The sequence below is a fragment of the Actinomadura opuntiae genome (assembly GCF_030283205.1).
GTDB lineage: Bacteria > Actinomycetota > Actinomycetes > Streptosporangiales > Streptosporangiaceae > Spirillospora.
Map to the genome: position 1 here is coordinate 14,569 of NZ_JASNWF010000039.1, position 20,554 is coordinate 35,122.

A 20,554-nucleotide genomic window follows, 5' to 3' on the forward strand; every position below is an offset into this window, starting at 1 on the left:
CGGCACACCGGACGCGGTGCGCGGGGCTGCAACGGGCCGGGCCGCGGCGGTGTTGAACAGGACGTGACGGTAACCGAGGAGGTCGTGATCCGGCCCGCAGCCCCTTCCGCCACCGGCGACGCCGCAGACGGCGCCGCGGACGGCGCCGCGGACGGCGACGACGGCGGCCGCGGCGCCGACCCGGCGTGCGCGCACGTCGTCGCGGCGCTGTCGGGCGACCTGGACGCCGGGTTCGCCGTGCTGTACGAGGCGTACCGGGGCCCGGTGTTCTCCACCGCGCTGCGGCTGTGCGGGCGTTGGGCGGAGGCCGAGGACCTGGCCGCCGAGGCGTTCCTGCGCGCCTACCGGGCGCTATGCGGATACGGGCCCGAGCGGATCGCCGAGCTGCGGCCGCGGGCGTGGCTGCTGACGATCCTGACCAACGTGTGGCGCAACGGGCTGCGGACCGCGGCCCGCAAACCGCCGCCGGGACCGCTGGAGGACGCGCCCGACCCGCCCGACCCCGCCGAGGGCGTGGAGGACGCGGCGGCGCGCCGCGAGACCGGGCGCGAGCTGGCGGGGCTGCTGGCCGAGCTGCCCGCCGCGCAGCGCGCCGCGGTGGTGCTGCGGCACGTCACCGACCTTCCGGTGGCGGAGATCGCCGAGGTGATGGGGGTGCCGGAGGGCACCGTGAAGTCGCACGTGTCGCGCGGCCTGGCCCGGCTGCGCCGCCTGCACGCCGAGGCCGATCCGCCCGGCCGGCGGGCGCGGCGCGGCGGAGCCGGGCATGATGACCTGGAGCAAGGGGGGACCCGATGAGCGGCACCGATTCCACGTCCGACGCGCTGTCGGCGATGGAGCCCACCGACCGGATGCTGGCGAACCTGGCCGGGCTGACCGCCGACGCCCCGCCCGCGCTGCTGGACAGGATCGTCGCGCGCCGCGTCCAGGTCGACGGGCCGCTGGAGGACCTGCAGGTGGCCTTCACCGACCGGGGCGTAACGTTCGTACGGGCCGGGATGGACCCCGAGAAGTTCGCCTGGGAGTTCCGGCTGCGGTTCGCGCGGCCGCTGCTGCCCGCCGACGCGCCGCCCGCCGGGCTGGTCCCGGCACTGCGGACCGGGCGGCTCGGCGACCTGCCCCTGGACCTGCGCGGCCTGAGCACCTTCGAGGCGGCGGTGCTGCGCGCCGCGGCGGCGATCCCGCGCGGGCAGACCCGCCCGTACGCGTGGGTGGCGCGGCGCGCGGGCCGCCCCAAGGCGGTGCGGGCCGTCGGGTCGGCGCTGGGCCGCAACCCGGTGCCGCTGCTGATCCCCTGCCACCGGGTGACGCGGTCGGACGGATCGCTGGGCGAGTACGTGTTCGGGGCGGCGGCCAAGGAGCGGCTGCTGCGCGCCGAGGACGTCGACGTCGAGGAGGTCACCGAGCTCGCGCGGCGCGGGGTGCGGCTGGTCGGCAGCGACACCACGCGGATCGTGTGCTTCCCGACCTGCGCCGACGCCCGCCGGATCACCCCGCCGCACCGCCGCGGCTTCCGGGACCTGGCCGCCGCCGAGACCGCCGGGTACCGGCCGTGCCGGCACTGCCGCCCGGACGGCCGCCCCGAGCTGTCGCTCGTCTGACCCCCTCCCCTCTCCCCCGGACCCGCCCCGCCGAGCCGCCCGTGGAGGCGCGGCCGGGGGCCCTGCGTGGCCGCGCGCGGCGCGTGTAGAGCGGCGCGTGGCGGGAATGGGGCGTCCACCTGCAGGGACGACTGGGGGGAGACACCATGCGGGTCGTCGTCACCGGAGCCACCGGCAACATCGGCACCAGCACCGTCGAGGCGCTCACCGCCGACCCCCGCCTCACCTCCCTGGTCGGGGTGTCGCGCCGCGGACCCGGCCCGCACGCCGGCACCGCCGCCCGCGGCGGCGACCGCGTCGAATGGGCGAAGGCCGACGTCACCGACTCCGACCTGGTCCCCCTGCTGCGCGGCGCCGACGCGGTGATCCACCTGGCGTGGCTGTTCCAGCCCACCCACCGCCCCGCCGTCACCTGGGACTCCAACGTCGTCGGCACCACCCGCGTGCTGGACGCCGTCGCCGCCGCCGGCGTGCCCGCCCTGGTCGTGGCGTCCTCGGTCGGCGCCTACTCCCCCGGCCCCAAGGACCGCGCCGTCGACGAGTCCTGGCCCACCCACGGCTGGCCCGGCGCCGCCTACAGTCGCGAGAAGGCCTACGTCGAACGGCTCCTGGACGCCTTCGAGGCCCGCCGCCCCGAAACCCGCGTCGTGCGGATCCGCCCCGGGTTCATCTTCGAACGCCAGAGCGCCGCCCAGCAGCGCCGCCTGTTCGCCGGGCCGCTGCTGCCCGGCCGGCTCGCCCGCCCCGGCCTGGTCCCGGTCGTCCCCGACCTGCCCGGCCTGCGCTTCCAGGCCCTGCACTCCGCCGATGCCGGACAGGCGTTCGCGCTCGCCGCGCTCGGCGACGCCCGCGGCGCCTTCAACATCGCCGCCGACCCCGTCGTCGACCCCCGCGCACTCGCCGGCCTGCTCGGCGCCCGCACCGTCCGGGTGCCCGCCCGCGCCGTGCGCGCCGCGCTGTCCGCCGCGTGGAACCTGCACCTGGTCCCCGCCTCGCCCGGCCTGTTCGACCTGGCCCTGCAAGTACCGATCATGGACACCGCGCGCGCCCGCGGCGAACTCGGCTGGACGCCCCGGCACACCTCCCTGGACGCGATGGCCGCGTTCCTGGAGGGACTGCGCACCGGCGCCGGACGCGACACCCCGCCGCTGTCGCCGGACACCGGCGGCCCGGCCCGCGTCCACGAGATCACCACCGGCGTCGGCCGCAACCCCTAGCCCTCTGCCCCCGCGTACCGTCCCCGCGTACCGTCCCGATCACCCCACTGGAGGTCACCCGATGCCGACGATCACACCGGACCACCTGCACGAGCTGCTGGCCTCCGCCGACCGCGACGCCGCGCTCGTCGTCGTCGGCGGGCAGGCCGCCGTCGTACCGTCCACGCCCGCCGGACGCGACGACGCCGACGGCGCCCTGGTGATCACCACGCGAGACGCCGTCATCGCCGAACTCGACACCGGCGCCAACGACGAGCAGCTCGAACGCCTCGCCCAGCGCCTCGACACCGCCCTCGACAGCCTCGGCGGATAGCCGCCCCGAGGCCAGCGGCGGTCGGGTCAGGGCTCGTCGGGCGCCACACTGCCGCGCTCCGGGACCGGCACCACCCCTTCGTCACCCGCGACGTCGCCCGCATCGTTGCCCGCGTCGTCGTCGTGCGGGACCGGGGGCAGGGCGGCGCAGGTCTGGTCGGCGAGCATGTTCACCACCGCCCGCGCCCCGCCAGCCCCGCCAGCGGCGCGGCGCTGCCGGTCGGCGCCCGTGCCCGCCCGCCGCACCCGCTCCACCAGCGCGAGCACCCGGCCCAGGTCCCCGGCCTCCTCCAGCGCCGGCGCGATCCGCGCGACCAGGTCGTCCACCAGCCGCCACGGCGCCGCCGTGGTGCCGGTCGCCGCGTCCATCGCCGGGCCCGCCATCGCGTTGCGCGCCGCCGCCCACAGCGCCGCCGCGCACACCTGCGCGTCCACCGGCGGCGCCTCGCGGCCCGCCGACAGGTCCGCCAGCGCGGTGGCGACCAGGCCCCGCACCAGCGCCGCGTGCAGCAGCGCCTCCCCCGCCGTCGCCGCCGCGTCCGCCACCCGCACCTCCACCGTCGGCCACCGCGGCGACGGCCGCGCCAGCCAGAACGTCATCGCCTCGTCCACCAGCACCCCCGCCTCCACCAGCGTCGCCACCCGCCGGTCGTACTCGGCCGCCGACGCCGACCACGGCGGTGTCCCCGCGCCGGGGAACCGTCCGATCGCCAGCATCCGGCGGCTGGCGAACCCCGGCCCGCCGCGACCGCCACCGGCACGGGTGCCGGTCGTGTCGAACGGCGAGTTCGCCGACAGCGCCAGCAGCACCGGCAGCCAGGGCCGCAGGTGGTTCACCACCGCGACCGCCGTGTCCCGATCGGGCACGCCCACGTGGACGTGGCAGCCGCACGCCTGGTAGTCCTCGACCACGTCCCCGTAGGCGCGCAGGATCCGCTCGAACCGCTCACCGGGCGCGGGCGGCGGCGGAGCCCCGCACAGCAGGGGCGTCCCCGAGGCCACCAGCCGGGCCCCCGCCGCCCGCGCCGCGTCCGCCAGGCGCTCGCGCCCGTACCGCAGCTGCGTGTCCAGCCCGTCCAGGTCGCGGCAGACCCCCGTGGCCGCCTCCACCTGCGAGGACAGCATCTCGGGCTGGAACGAGCCCCCCGAGTGCCGGAAACGGTGCACCCCCGCCCCCGCCAGCACCGGGCCCGCCGCGGGGACGCACTCGCCCGACACCGCGTCCACCAGCAGGAACTCCTCCTCCACCCCGACGCTCACCCCCGGCACGCACGCCATCGCACCGGCCGCCTCCGCCGTGGCGGGCACGCCGGGCTCCGGGATCTCCCCCGGAGCATCTCCCCCCATCCGGTTCCCCCCCTCGTCCTGTCCGGGCACGTCACCCCGGCAATGCCCCGACAACGCCGTCCCTCCCGCCCCGGCGCCGGTCTCCCTGACCGGATCGTTCCGCATCCCGCCGCGATCATGCCTGCCCGGCCGCCCGGACGGCCGCCAGACTCGAGGGCATGAACCGAGCCCTTCTCGTCATCGACGTCCAGGAGTCCTTCCGCGTGCGCGCCAACTGGGAGGCGGTGTCGGCGCCCGACATCGCCGCCCGCGCCGCCCGCCTGGCCGCCGCCGCGCGCGCCGCCGGGGACCTGGTGGTGTGGGTCCTGCACGCCGAACCCGGCACCGGCACCGCCTTCGACCCCGCCCTCGGCCACGTCCGCCTCATGGACGGCCTTCTCCCCCGCGACGGCGAACCGGTCGTCACCAAGACCTCCCGCAACGCCTTCACCACCACCAACCTGCAGCAACTGCTCACCGCCCACGGCGTCGGCGAGGTCGTGATCTGCGGTATCCAGACCGAGCAGTGCTGCGAGACCACCGCGCGGCTGGCCGCCGACCTCGGCTACCGGGTCACCTTCGTCACCGACGCCACCGCCACCTTCCCCATCGCCCACCGCGACGCCCCGCCCGGCCGCACCCACGCCGAGATCCTCGCCGACCCCGCCACCCTCACCACCGCCGACATCATCGCCCGCACCGAGTACGCCCTCGCCGGCCGCTTCGCCGCCATCGCCGCACTCGACGACCTCGCCCCGGCCACCGCCGCGGCCATCAGCGCAGCTGAAGGCCGGTAGGCTGACCGGATCGTGACCCAGATCGCCTTCCTGCTCGTCCCCGGCGTCCACCTGCTCGACCTGGCCGGGCCCGCCCAGGTGTTCTCCGCCGCCGACGACCTGCTCGCCGGCGGCACAGGCGGCGCAAATGGCCCAGGCGGCGTTGCACCGCACCGGTACCGGCTCACCTACGTCGCCGAGCAGGACACGATCACCACCGCCCAGGGCCTCACCCTGCGGGCCGCCACCGCCTGGCCCGCCCTGCGGCCCGCCGACATCCTCGTCGTCCCGGGCTGGCGGTGGCGCGCCGGCGCCCTGCACGCCCCGCCCGTCGCCGCCGCCACCGCCCGGCGGCTCGCCGCCCACCACGCCCGCGGCGGCCTGGTCGCCAGCGTCTGCGCCGGCGCGTTCGCCCTCGGCCACGCCGGGCTGCTGGACGGCCGCCGCTGCACCACCCACCACGAGATCCAGGACGACCTGGCCCGCCGCCACCCCCGCGCCACCATCGTCCCCGACGTGCTGTACGTCACCGACGGCCGCGTCGTCACCTCCGCCGGGATCGCCAGCGGCATCGACCTCGCCCTGCACCTGGTCGCCGCCCGCCACGGCCCCGGCACCGCCGCCCGCGTCGCCCGCTCCATGGTCGTCTACGCCCGCCGCAACGGCGACGAACCGCAGGTCGGCGCGATGCTGCGGCACCGCGCGCACCTCAGCGACACCGTCCACCGCGCCCAGGACCTCATCGACGCCCGCTACACCGCGCCGCTGCCGCTGGCCGGCCTCGCCGCCGCCACCGGCGTCAGCGAACGCACCCTCACCCGCCGCTTCACCGCCGCGACCGGCCTCACCCCGCTGCGCTACCAGCAGGAACTGCGCCTGGAACACGCCGAGCACCTCATCGGGCAGGGCGCCACCACCGACGCCGCCGCCCGCGCCGTCGGATTCACCGACGCCCGCATGCTCCGCCGCCTGCGCGCTCAGCCCCGCCCCACCGCGGGCCTGCGGTCACCGTCCGGATGACGAACCCGGCGTCCCGCGGAGGCGGTCAGCCGTGCAGGGCCAGGTAGGGGGCGAGCGCGAACAGGCTGACGATCAACGCGCCCGTCAGCGCGCCCGCCGGCACCGCGCGGGCGATGACCCAGCCCGCCAGCACCCCGGCAAGTTCCGGCACGCCCGTCAGCGCCGCCAGCGGCCAGTCCACCGCGCCCACCGCCACGTAACCCGCCGTCCCCACCGCCGCGATCACCACCGACTGCGCCTGCGCCGCCGCCAGCGCCGACAGCACCGGCGCGCCCAGCGCCACCAGCAGCGGCACGCTCAGCATCGGACCGCCGATCCCGAACACTCCGCTGGCCACCGCCACCGCGAACCCGACCGCCGCCACCAGCGGCGTCCCCGGCCCGCCCACCGGCCCGCCGCCCAGCCCGGCGGACGTAGCGGCGCGGCGGCCCGTCCGGTGCCACACCAGCACCGCCACCAGCGCCACGAACACCCCCAGAAGTATCCCGAACACACGCCCGGACACCGCGCTGTTGACCAGCACCCCCAGCGGCGTTCCGGCCACCCCCGCGGCCGCCAGCACCGCCGCGGTGCGGCGCGTGCCGCGCTCGCGCAGCTGCCCCGAGCGGGTGTAGGCGGCGGTCGCCAGCGCCCCGGTCGCCACGTGCGTGACGATCGCCGTCCCCGCCACCTGCGCCGGCGACAGCCCGGTCAGCGCGAACAGCCCGACCGTCACCAGCACCCCGCCCGGCCCGACCGCCGTGATCCCGACCCCGGCGACCAGCCCGAACAGCACCAGCCCCAGCAGCACCGGCATCCCGAGACCGCCCACGGCCCCTCCTCCCGCAAAGCACACGACGACACGGCCAAGAGCGGCGCGCTCCTCGCCCAGGTCAGAGCGAACGGCCAGGACGGCCAGGACGTCAGGCGCCGGGCGGCGCCGGGGCCCGGTGCAGGGTGGCGCGCAGCGTCAACCGGTCCGCGCGGATGTGCAGCGCCTCGCTGTCGACCGGCCGCCCGTCGGCCAGATGCGCGAGCCGGTCGATCGAGAAGATCGCCGCGCCCGCCGGGACACCGAGCAGCGCCGCCGTCGCCGGCGCGGCCGCCACCGCGTGCACCTGCACCTCCGCCCGGCCCAGCGGCTGCCCGGCGACCTCCTCGACCAGCCCGAACAGGTCCCGCTCGGCCAGCTCCCGCCCGAGCTCGGGCCGGCCCAGCAGCCCCTCGCCGATGTCGCCGGGAAGGTAGGTGGTGTCCAGCGACAGCGGCTCGCCCTCCAGCCGCCGCAGCCGCTCGATCCGCACCGCGCCCGCGCCGGGCGCCAGCCCCAGCCGCGCCGCCACCGCCGGCGGCGGCACCGGGACCCGGCCGATCTCGCGGACCTCGTTGGTGACCGTGCCGTGCCCGGTCAGCGCCTCGGCGAGCCCGGCGAGCCGGTCCAGCCCGTGCCCGTGCTTGGCCGCCACCACCGTGGTGCCCACGCCCCGCCGCCGCGTGACCAGCCCCTCGGCGCGCAGCAGCGCCAGCGCCTCGCGGACGGCGTTGCGGGACGCGCCGAGCCGCTCGCCCAGCTCCCGCTCGTCCGGGAGCGTCCCGCCGGGGAACGCGCCGCCGGTGATCTGCTGGCGCAGCACGTCGGCGGCCTGCCGGGCCCGCTCGGCCCGCGGCCGCGATGACACCCACTCCTCCCGGCGCGCCCGCGGCGTCCCGTCCATCCCGTCCCCCTTCCGCGGGCCCGCCGTCCCGGCGCGGCCCGCCACCTCCCACGATGCCGCACCCACATTACGCCACTGTTACGCCACCCGAGGTGACCTGGAAAGACGCCCGACCAGCGGCATCGCGGCAACCGCGGAGAGTTCGGCCACGCACCCCGGGCCTGCGGCCGTGCCGCGGCTCAGATCGGGACCTCGACGTGCCCGGGGGCGCCGCGGGCCACGGCGGCGCGGCCCGCGGTGACCTGCGCCGCCCACGCCTCGAACGCCTCCACCTCCGCCGCCGGCACCGCCACGTCCGCCTCCACCGCCGCCCCGTAGCGGACGTCGGACGGCTGGACGCCGCGGCCGTGCAGATCCCCCAGGAACCGTCCCGCCAGCGCGTGCTCCACCCGGACCGTCAGCGTCAGCACCGGCCGCAGCTCCACCACCCCGACCGCGTCGACCGTCTCCGACACCGCCTGCCCGTAGGCGCGCGCCAGCCCGCCCGCGCCCAGCTTCACCCCGCCGAAGTAGCGGGTGACCACCGCGACCGTGCCGGTCAGCCCGCGGCGCACCAGGACCTCCAGCATCGGGATCCCCGCCGTGCCGGCCGGCTCGCCGTCGTCGCTGCTCCTGGTGATCTCGCCGTGCTCGCCGACCACGTACGCCGAGCAGTTGTGGGTGGCGTCGCGGTGCGCGCGGCGGTGCGCGGCCAGGAACTCCACGGCCGCGGCCTCGTCGGCGGCGCGCGCCAGCGTGCACACGAACCGGGACCGGCGGATCTCCAGCTCGCGGGAGCCCCCGCCCTTGATCATGGGCATGCCGTCCCCGAGTCTAGGCGCCGCGCCGCCTCCCACACCGACGGCCTGGCCCCCCAACCGTCTGGTGTCAGCCCTTGGGGAACGGCCACGGGTTCGGCGCGCACCCGTACAGCGACTTGGTCTGCTGCACCATCACCGGCGCGGGACGCCCCTTGCCCGGGCACTGGCGGTGGTCGTGGCCGAGCGCGTGCCCGACCTCGTGGTTGATCACGTACTCGCGGTAGGAGGCCAGGTCGCGGCCGTAGGACGCGGCGCCCTCGCCGTAGCGCAGGGCGTTGATGACCGAGCGCTCCCCGTGCCGGCACGACAGCTCCCCGCCGGTGACCAGCGGCGCGCACATCCGGTCGGTCATCGCCGGGCTCGACAGCGCCACCCGGAACCGCACCGGCCCGCGGGCGACCCGCTCGAACCGCAGGGTGCCGCCGTGGCCCCAGCTGCGCGGGTCGTTCAGGACGCGCTGCACCTCGGCCGCGAAGTCCGCGCCGGTGATCGGCAGGCCCCGCTCGACCTCCACCATGTACCGCACGAGGGTGCCGCGCGACCCCGCCGGCGGCTTCGCCCGGCCCGGCACCACGGCGTAGCGGCCGCCCGCCGACGCGGGGATCTTCACCCGGGGCGGCTGGCGGCGGCCGTTCACCACCGGGCCCTGCACCACGGTGGTGCCGGTCTTCCCGGCGGACCGCCTCGACGGCGCCGGTGACGCCGGTGACGTGGCCGGGGCCGGATCCGCCTTCTGGCGGGCCGGGGCGTCGTCATGGCCGACGGTCAGCAGGGCGGCGACGGCGCCCGCGCCCAGCGCGGCGACGGCGCCGGTCGCGGCCCAGACCGTCCGGCGGCGCGGCCGCTTCGGCGGGCGCGGCTGAGGCGACGCGGCGGGGTCGTCCTGGAGATCGTGCACGGTGCTCCGCTCGGCGAGGGCGCCGGAGCCGCCCGGCCGCCGGGCGCGCCGGACGGCGCGCGCGGCCCGCCCCGCGATTCCCCGTCCGTCCCCCGACCTGCGCGGACGCACCCCGGCACATGTCGTTGATCTTGCGTTGATCGTATCGGGACGGGCCGGCGGCGGCCGCGGGTGGGTCAGGCGTCGATCAGGCGTCGACCAGGTCGATCAGGTCGGCGATGGAGGGCACCACCCGGTGCGGGCGGAACGGGAAGCGGCCCACCTCGTCCTTGCGGGTCACCCCGGTCAGCACCAGGATCGTCTCCAGGCCCGCCTCCACGCCGGCGACGATGTCGGTGTCCATCCGGTCGCCGACCATCGCGGTCTGCTCGCTGTGCCCGCCGACCACGTTCAGCGCGGTCCGCATCATCAGCGGGTTCGGCTTGCCGACGAAGTACGGCTCCACCCCCGTCGCCCGGGTGATCATGGCGGCGACCGCGCCGCAGGCGGGCAGCGACCCCTCCTGGGACGGGCCGACCGGGTCGGGGTTGGTCGCCACGAACCGGGCGCCGCCCTCGATCAGCCGGATCGCCTGGGTGATCTGGGAGAAGCTGTAGGTGCGGGTCTCGCCCAGCACCACGTAGTCGGGGCTGATGTCGGTCAGGACGTAGTCGGCCTCGTGCAGCGCCGTGGTCAGCCCCGCCTCGCCGATCACGTACGCCGACCCCTCGGGCCGCTGGTCGGCCAGGAACCGGGCGGTGGCCAGCGCGGAGGTCCAGATGAACTCGGCCGGGACCTGCAGCCCGAGCGCGGCCAGCCGGGCCGACAGGTCGCGGCGGGTGTAGATCGAGTTGTTGGTCAGCACCAGGAACGGCTTGCCGGAGGCGGCGAGCCTGCGGATGAACTCGTCGGCACCGGGGACGGGGTGGCCCTCGTGCACCAGCACGCCGTCCATGTCCGACAGCCAGTACTCGATCGGCTTGCGCTCGGTCATGTCCCCATTGTCGCAGGTGGAGATCTTCGGCTGGAACGGTCCGCGCGATGCGCCCGGGCCGTTGACCGGCGCGTGAGACAAATCATAGATTTGCCCCACGGCGCGCCGAACCGTGTTCGGTGACCGGGCCGCGCGGCGGCGCGCCGATGTGGTCCGCGGGAGGCGCGCGTGCAGAGCCGCGAGGTGAACAGCCCCGAGCTGAGGAGCATCGCCGAGGTCAGGGCCGAGATGACGGCCCCCGGGCAGCTGTTCGAGATGGACGAGGTCGACGTCCGCGGCGTGCGGACCCGCGTCTGGAAGAACGCCCCCACCACCCTGCGCGAGATCCTGGAGATCTCCCGCGGGCACGGCGACGCCCCGTTCCTGGTCTACGAGGACGACCGGCTGAGCTTCGCCGAGCACCACCGGCGCGCCGCGGCGTTCGGCCGGCTGCTGGCCGGGGCCTACGGGGTCGCCAAGGGCGACCGGGTCGCGATCGCGATGCGCAACTACCCCGAATGGTCGGTGGCGTTCTTCGGCGCCGCCGTCGCCGGCGCGGTCGTCGTCCCGCTCAACGCCTGGTGGAGCGCCGACGAGCTGGAGTACGGGCTGCGCGACAGCGGCGCCCGGGTGCTGATCGCCGACGCCGAGCGCGCCGAGCGCCTCGCCGGGGTCCTGCCGGGACTGGACGTGGCGGTGCTGGTCGCCCGCCCCGGCGGCGCGCCGCCCGCGGGCGCCGAGTCCTTCGACGCCGCCCTGGAGCGGGCGCTGGCCGACGGCGGCGAGGGGCTGCCGGACGTGGCGATCGGCCCCGAGGACGACGCGACGATCTTCTACACCTCCGGCACCACCGGACGGTCCAAGGGCGCCCTCGGCACCCACCGCAACATCACCACCAACCCCGTCAGCCTCGCCTACGGGCTGCTGTCGGCCGGCGTGCGCGCCGGCGGCAGCGTCGAGCAGCTCACCCGGCCGCAGCCCCGCGTCACCCTGCTGAGCGTCCCGTTCTTCCACGCCACCGGCTGCCACTCGGTGCTGGTGTCCAGCGCCATGCAGGGCGGCACCGTGGTGCTGATGTACAAGTGGGACGTCACCCAGGCGCTGGAGCTGATCGAACGCGAGCGCGTCACCGGGTTCGGCGGCGTGCCGACCATGGCCTGGCAGGTGCTGACCTCCCCCGACTTCGACAAGTACGACACCTCCAGCCTCACCGGCGTCAGCTACGGCGGCGCGCCCGCCGCGCCCGCCCTCGTCGAAAAGATCACCGAGCGGCTGCCCGAGCGGGTCCCCGGCAACGGCTACGGCCTGACCGAGACCTCCTCGGTCACCACCTACAACGGCGGGGTGAACTACCTGGAGCACCCCGACAGCGTCGGCCCGCCCGTCGCGGTCTGCGACGTCAGGGTCGTCGACCCCGCCACCGGCGAGGACCTGCCGACCGGCGAGGTCGGCGAGCTGCTCATCGCCGGGCCCAACGTCATCAAGGGGTACTGGAACAAGCCGGAGGCGACCGCGCAGGCGTTCGTCGACGGCTGGTTCCACAGCGGCGACCTGGCCCGCGTCGACGCCGACGGGTTCGTCTACATCGTCGACCGCGCCAAGGACATGCTGATCCGCGGCGGCGAGAACATCTACTGCGCCGAGGTCGAGGCGGCCCTGTACGAGCACCCCGCCGTCGCCGACTGCGCGGTCATCGGCGTCCCCCACCAGGTGCTCGGCGAGGAGGTCGGCGCCGTCGTGGTCCCCCGCCCCGGCACCGCGCCCGCGCCCGAGGAGATCCAGGCGTTCCTGCGCGAGCGGATCGCCGCGTTCAAGGTGCCCGTCCACTTCTGGTTCCGCGCCGAGGGACTGCCCCGCAACCCCGGCGGGAAGATCCTCAAGACCCGGCTGCGCAGCGAGCTGCTCGGCTGACCCGCCGCCTTCACCGCGCCCCGGCGCGCCCGCCCCACCCCCGGGCGCGCCGGTACCGTGATCACGTGAGCGAACAGCCCTCAGGAAACGCGATCCGTCAGATCAACGCGCCGGACCTGGCGCCCGGCCCCGGCTACAGCCACGTGGTCTCGGTCGACGTCCCCGGACGCCTGCTGGTGCTCAGCGGCCAGATCGCCCTGGACGCCGACGGCAACCTCGTCGGCGCCGGCGACCTGGAGGCCCAGACCCGCCAGGTGTTCACCAACCTGCAGGCCGCGCTGGCGGCCGCCGGCGCCCGCTGGGAGCACGTGATCCGGCTCGGCTACTTCCTACGGGACGCCACCCAGGCCGGCGTGGTGCGGGCGGTGCGCACCGAGATGCTGCCCGACGGCGTCGACCCCGCCGCATCCCTGATCCAGGTGTCCGGCCTGGTCCGCGACGACCTGCTCATCGAGGTCGAGGCCCTCGCGGTCGTCCCCGCCGGGCACTGACCCCGGACGCGTCGCGAGGGGCGGGACGCCCGGCGTCCCGCCCCTCGCGACGCGTCCGGCGCGGGAGGCCCGCGCCGGTCAGCGGCCCGACGGTCAGACGTTCACGCCGAAGTCGGCGGCGATGCCCGACAGCCCCGAGGCGTACCCCTGGCCGACCGCGCGGAACTTCCACTCCGCGCCGTTGCGGTACAGCTCGCCGAACACCATCGCGGTCTCGGTCGAGGCGTCCTCCGACAGGTCGTAGCGGGCGATCTCGCCGCCGCCGGCCTGGTTCACCACCCGGATGAAGGCGTTGCGGACCTGGCCGAAGCTCTGCTGCCGGCCGTCGGCGTCGTAGATCGACACCGGGAACACGATCTTGGAGACCTCGGCCGGGACGTTCTGCAGGTCCACCTTGATCTGCTCGTCGTCGCCCTCGCCCTCGCCGGTGAGGTTGTCGCCGGTGTGCTCCACCGACCCGTCGGGGCTCTTGAGGTTGTTGAAGAACACGAAGTGCTGGTCCGACAGCACCTTGTTCTCCGCCGAGCACAGCAGCGCGCTGGCGTCCAGGTCGAAGTCGGATCCCGTCGTCGTCCGCACGTCCCAGCCCAGACCCACCACGACCGCGGTCAGTCCGGGAGCCTCCTTGGTCAACGAGACGTTGCCGCCCTTGCTCAGACTGACTCCCACTGTGCCTACCTCCGTATCGGACCGGCGGATGACGGTCACCCGCGGCCTGTCTAAGCAGAACGGTAGCCACTCCCCGCCGGTTCCCCCGGCTGATTCCCCCATTCCCGCGTGGCGTGCCGCTTCGGCGGCCGGCGCGCCCGCACCGCGCCCCGTCCGGCCCGATGGCGGCGGGCCTCGGCGGGGTCAGCCGCCGGTGAGGAACGCGGTCGGCGCGGTGACCACCGGGGGCAGCTCGAACGCCGCCGCCAGCTCCGCGGCGCGCGGCGCCAGCTCGTCGCAGGTCCGCCGCCGCGCGGCGTGCACCTCCTCCAGCCAGCCGGGCGGCACCACCCCCTCGTCCAGCAGCGCGGCGGCGCGGCGGTCCATCCAGTTCAGGGCGTGCAGCCGCAGCACCGGGCCCAGCGCGGGCGGCCCGGACCGCGCGGCGTCGTCGCAGATCTCCAGCGTGAGGCGGTCGGCGCAGGCGGTCGCGGTGCGCGCGGCCAGCATCAGGTTGTCGTTCCAGGCGGTGAACGGGTCGGCGCCCGCGCCGGCGGCGTCCCCGACCCGTTCGGCGAGGCGGTCGCGCATCCGCCGCTCGGCCTCGCGCGCCAGGAACAGCCACACCCGCGGGGAGTCCAGGTCGCCGTCGTCGGGCGGGCCGGGCACCGCCTCGGGCGGGGTGTAGCGGTCCAGGTCGGCCATCGCCCGCGCCGTGTCGTACAGGATCAGCTCGTTGTCGCCGCCGGCGTTCATGTAGGCGTGGGTGAGGCCCCGGTAGGCGTTGAGGCGCTCGACGGCGGCGAACCCGGGCGCGCCCGAGTGCACCCGGCACATCGACACCGTCTCCTGGGCGGCGACGGTGGCGGCCGCCTTCAGCAGTGCCAGGTCCCGGTCGACGGCCGACCACGGCGCCCACGCGGTCCGCGGCCCGCCGGCCGGGGCGTCGGCGGAGGTGTGGCGGGCCTTGACGTGGGAGGCGACGGCGGTCAGCGCGTACGCCGACGCCAGCGCGCCCAGCACCGCCTCCTGCTGGTTGCGGTAGTCGGTCAGCGGGCGGCGCGGCGCCAGGCGGCCGAGGGTGGAGCGGCCCGCCGAGTGCGCCAGCAGCATCCCGGCGGACGCGCGGGTGATCGCCGCCGACGCCGAGATCACCGCCCGCCACACCGCCGGCGCGATGCCCATCGAGCGGGTCAGCCGCGCCGCCGGCGACCCGGCCGGGTCGTGGAAGGAGCCGTCGGGGTCGATGCGGGCGCCGTCGCTCAGCCACGCCTCGTGGGGGACGTGCAGGTCCTCCAGCAGCACGGCCGCGTAGTCGACCTGCAGCCCGGTGGTCTCCGGCGCCGGGACGATCCGCACGCCGGGCGGGGCGGCGCCGTCCGGGCCGCGCACCGGCACCGCGAACACGAACACCCCGCGCTCCTCGCCGCCGTGCACCAGGGTGGCGTACACGCAGGCGGTCTTGGGGACCGACGGGTGGGCGGTGCTGGTGGGGAACTTGGCGGCCTGCACGTCGGGGGTGCGCAGCACGAACCCGCCGGTGGCCGGGTCGTGGACGGCGGTGGTGCGCGGCGACAGGTGGCTGTTGCTGCGGCCGACCTCGGTCATCAGCAGCGCCCCGAACGAGTCCATCGACTCCAGCGATTCGCGGGCGGCGCGCGCGCCGTCCCGGCCGGTGCCGAACCGGATGATCGGGCCGAGCGCCAGGGTGTAGTGCAGCATCATCGTGTGGAACAGCGCGGGGTCGGCGATCGCGGCGCGTTCCAGCAGCGCGCACAGCGCCGGCGGGTCCTCCAGCAGCTCGGAGCCGGGCGGCGCGGCGAGCCCGGCGCGCCGCAGCCGGGCGTAGGTGAGGGCCTGGTGGTCGCGGGCGGTCAGGTCGCCGGGGTAGGTGAAGAACTCCTCGGGGACGGCGTCGGCGAGCCGTTCCCGCAGCTTGGGGCCGGGGGACGCGCCGCGCACGAAACCGGCGAGGTCGCCATCGGGGGAGGTGCCCATGGACATGCCCATCGCGCTGCTCTCCTGTCGGGACGGAGTGGTCGGGGCTGAGGGGGGCGGGCTCGCGGGCGGGGACGGGGCTCGCGGGGTTCGGGCCTGCCGGTTTCGGGCCCGCCGGTTTCGGGCCCGCGGGGTTCAGGCCTGCGGGTCGGGGGTGATGCCGGGCGCGGACTTGCCGACCGGCGGCTCGTCCTCCCCGGCCGCCGCGGGGACGCCGGGGCCGGTGACGTCGGGCGCGGTCTCGGTGGTGCGGGGCCGCGGCACGCCCTGGCGGGGCCGGTCGCGCAGCGGCACCAGGAAGGTGTGCGCGTCCGGGACGCTGAGGCGGGCGCACTGGCACAGCGCGTTCCCGGCGCCGGCCTCGGCGAACACCGTCGCGCCGGCGGCGTGCACGGCCCGCAGCGTCTCCGGCAGCCGGACGGGTTTGACGATGCAGTCGGCCAGCGCCCGGTGCAGGTCGTCGTCGTCGCGGTAGGCGCGGCCGCGCACGGGTGAGTGCACCGGCACCTCCAGCGGCCGCTGCGGGAACGCGCGGATCATCGCGTACCACTCGTCGTCGGCGCCGGCCATCGCGGGATGGTGCGACAGGTAGGGCACCGCGAGGCGGACGGCCCGCACCCCGGCGCCGCGGGCGGCGTCCAGCACCGCCTGCAGCGGCGCGTCGGGGCCCGAGACGACGGTGACCGACGGGGCGTTCAGGCACGCCACGACGACCTCGGGGGCGCCGGCGGCGTCGATGCAGGCGCGGGCGCCGTCCTCGCCGGCCTCCAGCAGCGCCATGCCGCCGCCGGCGCCGCGGCGGGCCAGGACGTCGACGAGGCCGACGGCCATGCGGGCGCCGTCGGCGATGGCGAACACGCCCGCGCACACCATCGCGGCGATCTCCCCGAAGCTCTGCCCGACCGCGAAGCCCGGCTGCACGCCCATGGCGCGCAGCGCCCGGTCGACCGCGACCGAGGAGGCGTAGCCGGCCAGCTGGGCGACGCCGGGCGCGCGGGCCGCCGCGCGGTAGCGGGCGGGGTCCTCCAGCAGGATCGCGCGCAGCGAGGGCCACCCGTCCGGCAGGCCCTCCTGGACGGCGTCCAGGACGTCGGCGGCGGCGCGTGCGGCGGCCGGCCCGGACCGCGCCAGCGAGGGCAGGTCGGGCACGCCCGCCGAGCCGGTCCCGGCGAACAGGAACGCGCAGACGTCATCGGGCTTGAGCTCCCCGGCGGGGTCGAAGGGGCCGTCCGGCTGGAAAGAGGAGTGGGACACGCGAGGTCTCCTTACCTGGAAGGAAGGCTCTCTTTTCTTTTCGGATAAAGGCCGCTTAACGAGGAGTTATGGAACACAAATCCTGAAATGGGATTATTCACTCATGGAATCGGCCTGGCAACCATCGGTGCAACGGACGGACCGCAGCGCGGCCGGCCGCCCGCGCCGGGCCCGGCCACGACCGCCGGCCTCGCCGCCGGTTGGGGGGAGCGACGCATGACCTGGAACGGCCCACAGCCCGCGCACACCCGGTGGGCGATCCGCGGCACCGGTTCCCACCTGCCCGAACGCCGGATCCCCAGCACCGAGGTGTCGCGCTCGCTCGGCCTGGAGCCGGGCTGGATCGAGCGCCGCACCGGCATCCGCAACCGGCACGCGGCCGCGCCCGGGCAGGCCGCCTCCGACCTCGCCGCCGCCGCCGCGCACGAGGCGCTGGACGCGGCCGGTCTGCGGCCCGGCGACATCGGGCTGATCGTGCTGGGCACCTCCACCCCCGACGAGCTCGGCCCCTCCACCGCCTGCCGCGTCCAGGCCCTCATCGGCGCCCGCGCCGCCGCGGCCCTCGACGTCGCCGCCGCCTGCAGCGGCTTTGTGTTCGGGCTGCAGGTCGCGCTCGGCTGGCTCGCCGCCCAGCGCGGCGCCGCCCCGTACGCGCTGGTCATCGGGGTCGAGGTGTACTCGCGGTTCCTCGATCCCGCCGACCGCGGCACCGCCGCGCTGTTCGGCGACGGCGCCGCCGCCGCGGTCGTCGGGCCCGTCCCCGCCCCCTACGGGATCGGCCCGGTCACCCTCGGCTCGGACGGCACCCGCGCCGGCGACGTCCTGATCCCCGCCGGCGGCTCGCGCCGCCCCGCCAGCGCCGCGACGCTGGCCGATCTTGGCCACGCCATCCACATGGACGGCCGCGCCGTCCGCGACTTCATCACCGCGATCCTCCCCCGGCTCGTCACCGAGGCCTGCGAGGACGCCGCGGTCAAACCCGCCGACCTGGCCCTGGTGGTCCCGCACCAGCCCAACCCGCGGCTGGTGGCCTCCCTGGCCGGGCACGCCGGCCTCGACCCGGCCCAGCTGATGATCGCCGGGCAGGACGTCGGCAACATCGGCGCCGCCAGCCTGCCCTACGCGCTGGACCGCGCCGTGCGCACCGGCCGCATCGCCCGCGGTGACCTGGTGCTGCTCGCCGGGTTCGGCGCCGGCCTGACCTGGGGCCGCACCCTCATCACCTGGCCGGACGCCTGACGCCGCGCCCTCGCGGCGGCCGGGACGCGGACAGGCCGCGCGGGGCGGACCCGCGCGGCCTGGCGAGGTGGGCGCTCGCCCCGGGCCCCCGGCACCGGTCACCGGCGCAGCAGGCCGGTGAGCGAGCGCAGCAGGGCGGCGGTCTCGGCGCGGCGGTCCCACGCGATCACCGCGCACACCGCGGCCAGCGCGGCGGGGAACAGCGCCCACGCGGCGTCCAGCACCAGCAGGTGGGTGGCGACCGCGCCGGCCAGCAGGCCGATCAGCGCGGTCGCGGCGAACCCGGCCAGCCGCGGCACCACCAGCCCGATCGCGCCGGCGGCCTCGACGGCGCCGGTCACGTACCGGAACCACTGGCCCCAGCCGATCCGGGTGAAGGTCTCGACCGCGTCGGCCTGCCCGGCGAACTTCGGCATCGCCGAGGCGAAGAACAGGAACGCGGCGATGAGGATCTGCGCGCCCCACAGCACCCGGCGCAGGACGCGGCGGCGGCCCCGGACGGTGCCGGTCGCGGTGCCGGTCGAGGAGGCGGTGGCGGGGGCGGCGAGGATCTGGGTGACGGTCATGGCGGTGTCCTTCCGTGCGGTGCGCTCGTTTCGTGCCTTCACTGACGCGTCGCACGGGCCGGCGCCGGATCGACACCGCGCCGGACTTTTTCCCAGAATTTTTTTCGCGGGCCCCGTCAGCCCAGGTCAGGGACGGCCCGCAGGACCGGCTCGCCGGCGTCCGGGCGGGCGTTGTGGCGGGCGGCGACCGCGGCGGTGACGCGGACGAACGCCGCCAGCGCCCGCGAGCGGGACTGCTCGGGCCACGCCAGCACCAGCGTCGTCGGCGGCGCGTCGGGCACCGGCACCGCCGTCAGGTCCTCGCGCAGCAGCCGCCGGTAGGAGCGCGGCAGCACCGCCACGATCCGGCCGAGCGCGATCAGCTGCATCACCTGGCCGCCGTCGGTCACCAGCGGGCCGTCGCCCTCCTCGGGCCGGTGCGGCAGCCGCGGCAGCCGCTCGCCCGCCAGGTCGGCCATCGACACGCTGTCACGTCCGGCCAGCCGGTGGGTGCGGGGCAGGACGACGTCCTGCGGCTCCACCATCAGCTCCTCCACGGCCAGGCCGGTGAGGTCGGCGCGCGGCGCGTACAGCAGCGCGGCGTCGGCGGTCCCGTCGTCGAGCGACTGGCGCGCCCCGTAGCCGAACACCATCTCCACCGGCAGCGCGTCCGGTTCCCGCTCGTACTCGGCGAGCATCTCCGGCAGCAGCCCGCCGCCGTCCCCGCCCGGCTTCATCGCCAGCACCAGCCGGGCCCGCTCCTGCCCGGCGCGGCGGGTGCGCCGCACCGCGGCCTGCACCGCCGCCAGCGCCGCCTCGCCCTCGGCCAGCAGCGTCTCGCCCGCCGCGGTGAGCGTCACCCGGCGGCTGGTGCGCTCCAGCAGCCGGACGCCGAGCCGCCGCTCCAGCCGCGCGACCGCCCGCGACAGCGGCGGCTGCGCGATCCCGAGCCGCTCGGCGGCCCGCCCGAAGTGCAGCTCCCGCGCGACCTCCAGGAAGTAGGCCAGCTCCCGCGTCTCCACCACATCCATACCTCCAGGGTATCGATCGGAGTGCGATCGGTGTTGGAGTCCGGCGGGGCCGCGGTGGTGGGGTGGGGGCATGAGCGAACGACCCATGAACGACAAGGTCGCCCTGGTCACCGGGGCGAACAAGGGCATCGGGCACGCCGTGGCGGCGGGGCTGGCCGCGCGCGGCATGACCGTCCTGCTGGCCGCCCGCAACCCCGATCTCGGCGAGAAGGCCGCCGCGCAGCTGCGCGACGCGGGGCACGACGTCCGGTTCGTGCAGCTGGACGTCACCGACGACGCGAGCGTGCGGGCCGCCGCCGACGCCGTGACCGCCTCCCCGGGACGCCTGGACGTCCTGGTCAACAACGCCGGCATCTCCGGCGGCCCCGGCGACCTGCCGTCCGAGGCCGACCTGGACGGCACCCGGCAGGTGTTCGAGACCAACCTGTTCGGCGTGATGCGGGTGACCAACGCGCTGCTGCCGCTGCTGCGCCGCTCCCCCGCCGCGCGGATCGTCAACGTCTCCAGCGGCACCGGGTCGCTGACCCACATGACCGACCCGGACCACTACTTCTGGAACCTGGGCGCCGTGGCGTCCTACCCCGAGTCCAAGGCCGCGCTGAACATGCTGACCGTCCAGTACGCCAAGCAGCTTCGCGACACCGGAATCCTGGTCAACGCCGTCGCCCCCGGCCCCTGCGCCACCGACTTCGCGACCGAGCACATCCGCGCGGGCCGCACCATCACCCGCACCGCCGAGCAGGGCGCCGCGATCGCGATCCGGATGGCGACCCTGCCGGGCGACGGCCCGACCGGCGGGTTCTTCGACGACGACGGCCCCGTCCCCTGGTGACCTCGGCGC

Annotated in this window: 21 protein-coding genes; 10 read left to right on the top strand and 11 right to left on the bottom strand. The window is 76.5% G+C overall.

Annotated features, from left to right (window positions below):
• Window positions 1–63: 63 nt before the first annotated feature.
• The 4 genes from QP089_RS46445 to QP089_RS46460 all read left to right on the top strand — a co-directional run bounded on the left by QP089_RS46445 (window position 64) and on the right by QP089_RS46460 (window position 3,131).
• The gene (locus QP089_RS46445) at window positions 64–798 is read left to right on the top strand and encodes an RNA polymerase sigma factor (RefSeq protein WP_285921005.1); all 735 of its coding nucleotides are present in this window, start codon (window positions 64–66) and stop codon (window positions 796–798) included.
• Entirely contained in the window at window positions 795–1,601 is an 807-nt protein-coding gene (locus QP089_RS46450; protein ID WP_285921006.1) for a methylated-DNA--[protein]-cysteine S-methyltransferase, read from the top strand. Before QP089_RS46445 ends, QP089_RS46450 begins: the two co-directional genes overlap by 4 nt.
• 146 nt (window positions 1,602–1,747) lie before the next feature.
• On the top strand, window positions 1,748–2,818 hold the full coding sequence (locus QP089_RS46455; protein ID WP_285921007.1) for an NAD-dependent epimerase/dehydratase family protein: 1,071 nt from the start codon (window positions 1,748–1,750) through the stop codon (window positions 2,816–2,818).
• A gap of 61 nt (window positions 2,819–2,879) precedes the next feature.
• Window positions 2,880–3,131, top strand: a complete 252-nt coding sequence (locus QP089_RS46460; RefSeq protein ID WP_285921008.1) for a hypothetical protein — start codon at window positions 2,880–2,882, stop codon at window positions 3,129–3,131.
• A gap of 26 nt (window positions 3,132–3,157) precedes the next feature.
• On the opposite strand, the gene QP089_RS46465 is transcribed toward QP089_RS46460, so the two are convergent.
• A complete protein-coding gene (locus tag QP089_RS46465; RefSeq protein ID WP_285921009.1) occupies window positions 3,158–4,438 on the bottom strand; it encodes a carboxylate-amine ligase in 1,281 nt (426 codons plus the stop codon).
• Window positions 4,439–4,635: 197 nt separating this feature from the next.
• On the opposite strand from QP089_RS46465, the gene QP089_RS46470 reads away from it, so the two are divergent.
• Window positions 4,636–5,253 carry a cysteine hydrolase family protein gene (locus QP089_RS46470; RefSeq protein ID WP_285921010.1) on the top strand — a complete coding sequence of 206 codons (618 nt, stop codon included), beginning with the start codon at window positions 4,636–4,638 and terminating at the stop codon, window positions 5,251–5,253.
• Between the two features lie 12 nt (window positions 5,254–5,265).
• Window positions 5,266–6,252 (top strand): GlxA family transcriptional regulator, encoded by a 987-nt coding sequence (locus QP089_RS46475; protein ID WP_285921011.1) that lies wholly within the window; start codon window positions 5,266–5,268, stop codon window positions 6,250–6,252.
• Window positions 6,253–6,277: 25 nt separating this feature from the next.
• Here the strand turns inward: QP089_RS46475 and QP089_RS46480 are convergent, their stop codons facing one another.
• The 5 genes from QP089_RS46480 to QP089_RS46500 all read right to left on the bottom strand — a co-directional run bounded on the left by QP089_RS46480 (window position 6,278) and on the right by QP089_RS46500 (window position 10,617).
• On the bottom strand, window positions 6,278–7,063 hold the full coding sequence (locus QP089_RS46480; protein ID WP_285921012.1) for a sulfite exporter TauE/SafE family protein: 786 nt from the start codon (window positions 7,061–7,063) through the stop codon (window positions 6,278–6,280).
• A 91-nt stretch (window positions 7,064–7,154) separates the two neighbouring features.
• A complete protein-coding gene (locus QP089_RS46485; RefSeq protein WP_285921013.1) occupies window positions 7,155–7,946 on the bottom strand; it encodes a GntR family transcriptional regulator in 792 nt (263 codons plus the stop codon).
• A gap of 179 nt (window positions 7,947–8,125) precedes the next feature.
• Window positions 8,126–8,746 (bottom strand): IMPACT family protein, encoded by a 621-nt coding sequence (locus QP089_RS46490; RefSeq protein ID WP_285921014.1) that lies wholly within the window; start codon window positions 8,744–8,746, stop codon window positions 8,126–8,128.
• A gap of 67 nt (window positions 8,747–8,813) precedes the next feature.
• On the bottom strand, window positions 8,814–9,755 hold the full coding sequence (locus QP089_RS46495) for a DUF3152 domain-containing protein (protein ID WP_285921015.1): 942 nt from the start codon (window positions 9,753–9,755) through the stop codon (window positions 8,814–8,816).
• Window positions 9,756–9,831: 76 nt separating this feature from the next.
• On the bottom strand, window positions 9,832–10,617 hold the full coding sequence (locus tag QP089_RS46500; protein ID WP_285921016.1) for an HAD-IIA family hydrolase: 786 nt from the start codon (window positions 10,615–10,617) through the stop codon (window positions 9,832–9,834).
• A 168-nt stretch (window positions 10,618–10,785) separates the two neighbouring features.
• Here QP089_RS46500 and QP089_RS46505 point away from each other — a divergent pair, with 168 nt between their 5' ends.
• Window positions 10,786–12,507, top strand: a complete 1,722-nt coding sequence (locus QP089_RS46505; protein ID WP_285921018.1) for a class I adenylate-forming enzyme family protein — start codon at window positions 10,786–10,788, stop codon at window positions 12,505–12,507.
• Window positions 12,508–12,572: 65 nt separating this feature from the next.
• A complete protein-coding gene (locus QP089_RS46510) occupies window positions 12,573–12,998 on the top strand; it encodes a RidA family protein (RefSeq protein WP_285921019.1) in 426 nt (141 codons plus the stop codon).
• Window positions 12,999–13,091: 93 nt separating this feature from the next.
• Here QP089_RS46510 and QP089_RS46515 read toward each other — a convergent pair whose 3' ends face one another.
• The 3 genes from QP089_RS46515 to QP089_RS46525 all read right to left on the bottom strand — a co-directional run bounded on the left by QP089_RS46515 (window position 13,092) and on the right by QP089_RS46525 (window position 16,898).
• A complete protein-coding gene (locus QP089_RS46515) occupies window positions 13,092–13,667 on the bottom strand; it encodes a TerD family protein (protein ID WP_285921020.1) in 576 nt (191 codons plus the stop codon).
• Between the two features lie 183 nt (window positions 13,668–13,850).
• The gene (locus QP089_RS46520; RefSeq protein WP_285921021.1) at window positions 13,851–15,656 is read right to left on the bottom strand and encodes an acyl-CoA dehydrogenase family protein; all 1,806 of its coding nucleotides are present in this window, start codon (window positions 15,654–15,656) and stop codon (window positions 13,851–13,853) included.
• Window positions 15,657–15,779: 123 nt separating this feature from the next.
• Complete coding sequence (locus QP089_RS46525) at window positions 15,780–16,898, bottom strand: ACP S-malonyltransferase (RefSeq protein ID WP_285921022.1); 1,119 nt, start codon at window positions 16,896–16,898, stop codon at window positions 15,780–15,782.
• Window positions 16,899–17,114: 216 nt separating this feature from the next.
• Between QP089_RS46525 and QP089_RS46530 the strand changes: the two genes are divergently transcribed.
• Window positions 17,115–18,137: a 3-oxoacyl-ACP synthase III family protein gene (locus QP089_RS46530; protein WP_285921023.1), complete on the top strand. Its 1,023-nt coding sequence runs from the start codon at window positions 17,115–17,117 to the stop codon at window positions 18,135–18,137.
• A gap of 98 nt (window positions 18,138–18,235) precedes the next feature.
• On the opposite strand, the gene QP089_RS46535 is transcribed toward QP089_RS46530, so the two are convergent.
• Window positions 18,236–18,703: a DoxX family protein gene (locus QP089_RS46535; RefSeq protein WP_285921024.1), complete on the bottom strand. Its 468-nt coding sequence runs from the start codon at window positions 18,701–18,703 to the stop codon at window positions 18,236–18,238.
• 116 nt (window positions 18,704–18,819) lie between these two features.
• On the bottom strand, window positions 18,820–19,713 hold the full coding sequence (locus QP089_RS46540; protein WP_285921025.1) for a LysR family transcriptional regulator: 894 nt from the start codon (window positions 19,711–19,713) through the stop codon (window positions 18,820–18,822).
• Between the two features lie 70 nt (window positions 19,714–19,783).
• On the opposite strand from QP089_RS46540, the gene QP089_RS46545 reads away from it, so the two are divergent.
• Window positions 19,784–20,545: an SDR family oxidoreductase gene (locus QP089_RS46545; RefSeq protein WP_285921026.1), complete on the top strand. Its 762-nt coding sequence runs from the start codon at window positions 19,784–19,786 to the stop codon at window positions 20,543–20,545.
• Window positions 20,546–20,554 lie beyond the last annotated feature (9 nt).

Excerpts from the sequence above, each read along its gene's own strand:
- QP089_RS46450 (WP_285921006.1), top strand. The coding sequence starts at position 795 with ATGAGCGGCACCGATTCCACGTCCGACGCGCTGTCGGCGATGGAGCCC.
- QP089_RS46455 (WP_285921007.1), top strand. The coding sequence starts at position 1,748 with ATGCGGGTCGTCGTCACCGGAGCCACCGGCAACATCGGCACCAGCACC.
- QP089_RS46460 (WP_285921008.1), top strand. The coding sequence starts at position 2,880 with ATGCCGACGATCACACCGGACCACCTGCACGAGCTGCTGGCCTCCGCC.
- QP089_RS46470 (WP_285921010.1), top strand. The coding sequence starts at position 4,636 with ATGAACCGAGCCCTTCTCGTCATCGACGTCCAGGAGTCCTTCCGCGTG.
- QP089_RS46485 (WP_285921013.1), bottom strand. The coding sequence starts at position 7,946 with ATGGACGGGACGCCGCGGGCGCGCCGGGAGGAGTGGGTGTCATCGCGG.
- QP089_RS46490 (WP_285921014.1), bottom strand. The coding sequence starts at position 8,746 with ATGCCCATGATCAAGGGCGGGGGCTCCCGCGAGCTGGAGATCCGCCGG.
- QP089_RS46500 (WP_285921016.1), bottom strand. The coding sequence starts at position 10,617 with ATGACCGAGCGCAAGCCGATCGAGTACTGGCTGTCGGACATGGACGGC.
- QP089_RS46520 (WP_285921021.1), bottom strand. The coding sequence starts at position 15,656 with ATGGGCATGTCCATGGGCACCTCCCCCGATGGCGACCTCGCCGGTTTC.
- QP089_RS46530 (WP_285921023.1), top strand. The coding sequence starts at position 17,115 with ATGACCTGGAACGGCCCACAGCCCGCGCACACCCGGTGGGCGATCCGC.
- QP089_RS46535 (WP_285921024.1), bottom strand. The coding sequence starts at position 18,703 with ATGACCGTCACCCAGATCCTCGCCGCCCCCGCCACCGCCTCCTCGACC.
- QP089_RS46540 (WP_285921025.1), bottom strand. The coding sequence starts at position 19,713 with ATGGATGTGGTGGAGACGCGGGAGCTGGCCTACTTCCTGGAGGTCGCG.
- QP089_RS46545 (WP_285921026.1), top strand. The coding sequence starts at position 19,784 with ATGAGCGAACGACCCATGAACGACAAGGTCGCCCTGGTCACCGGGGCG.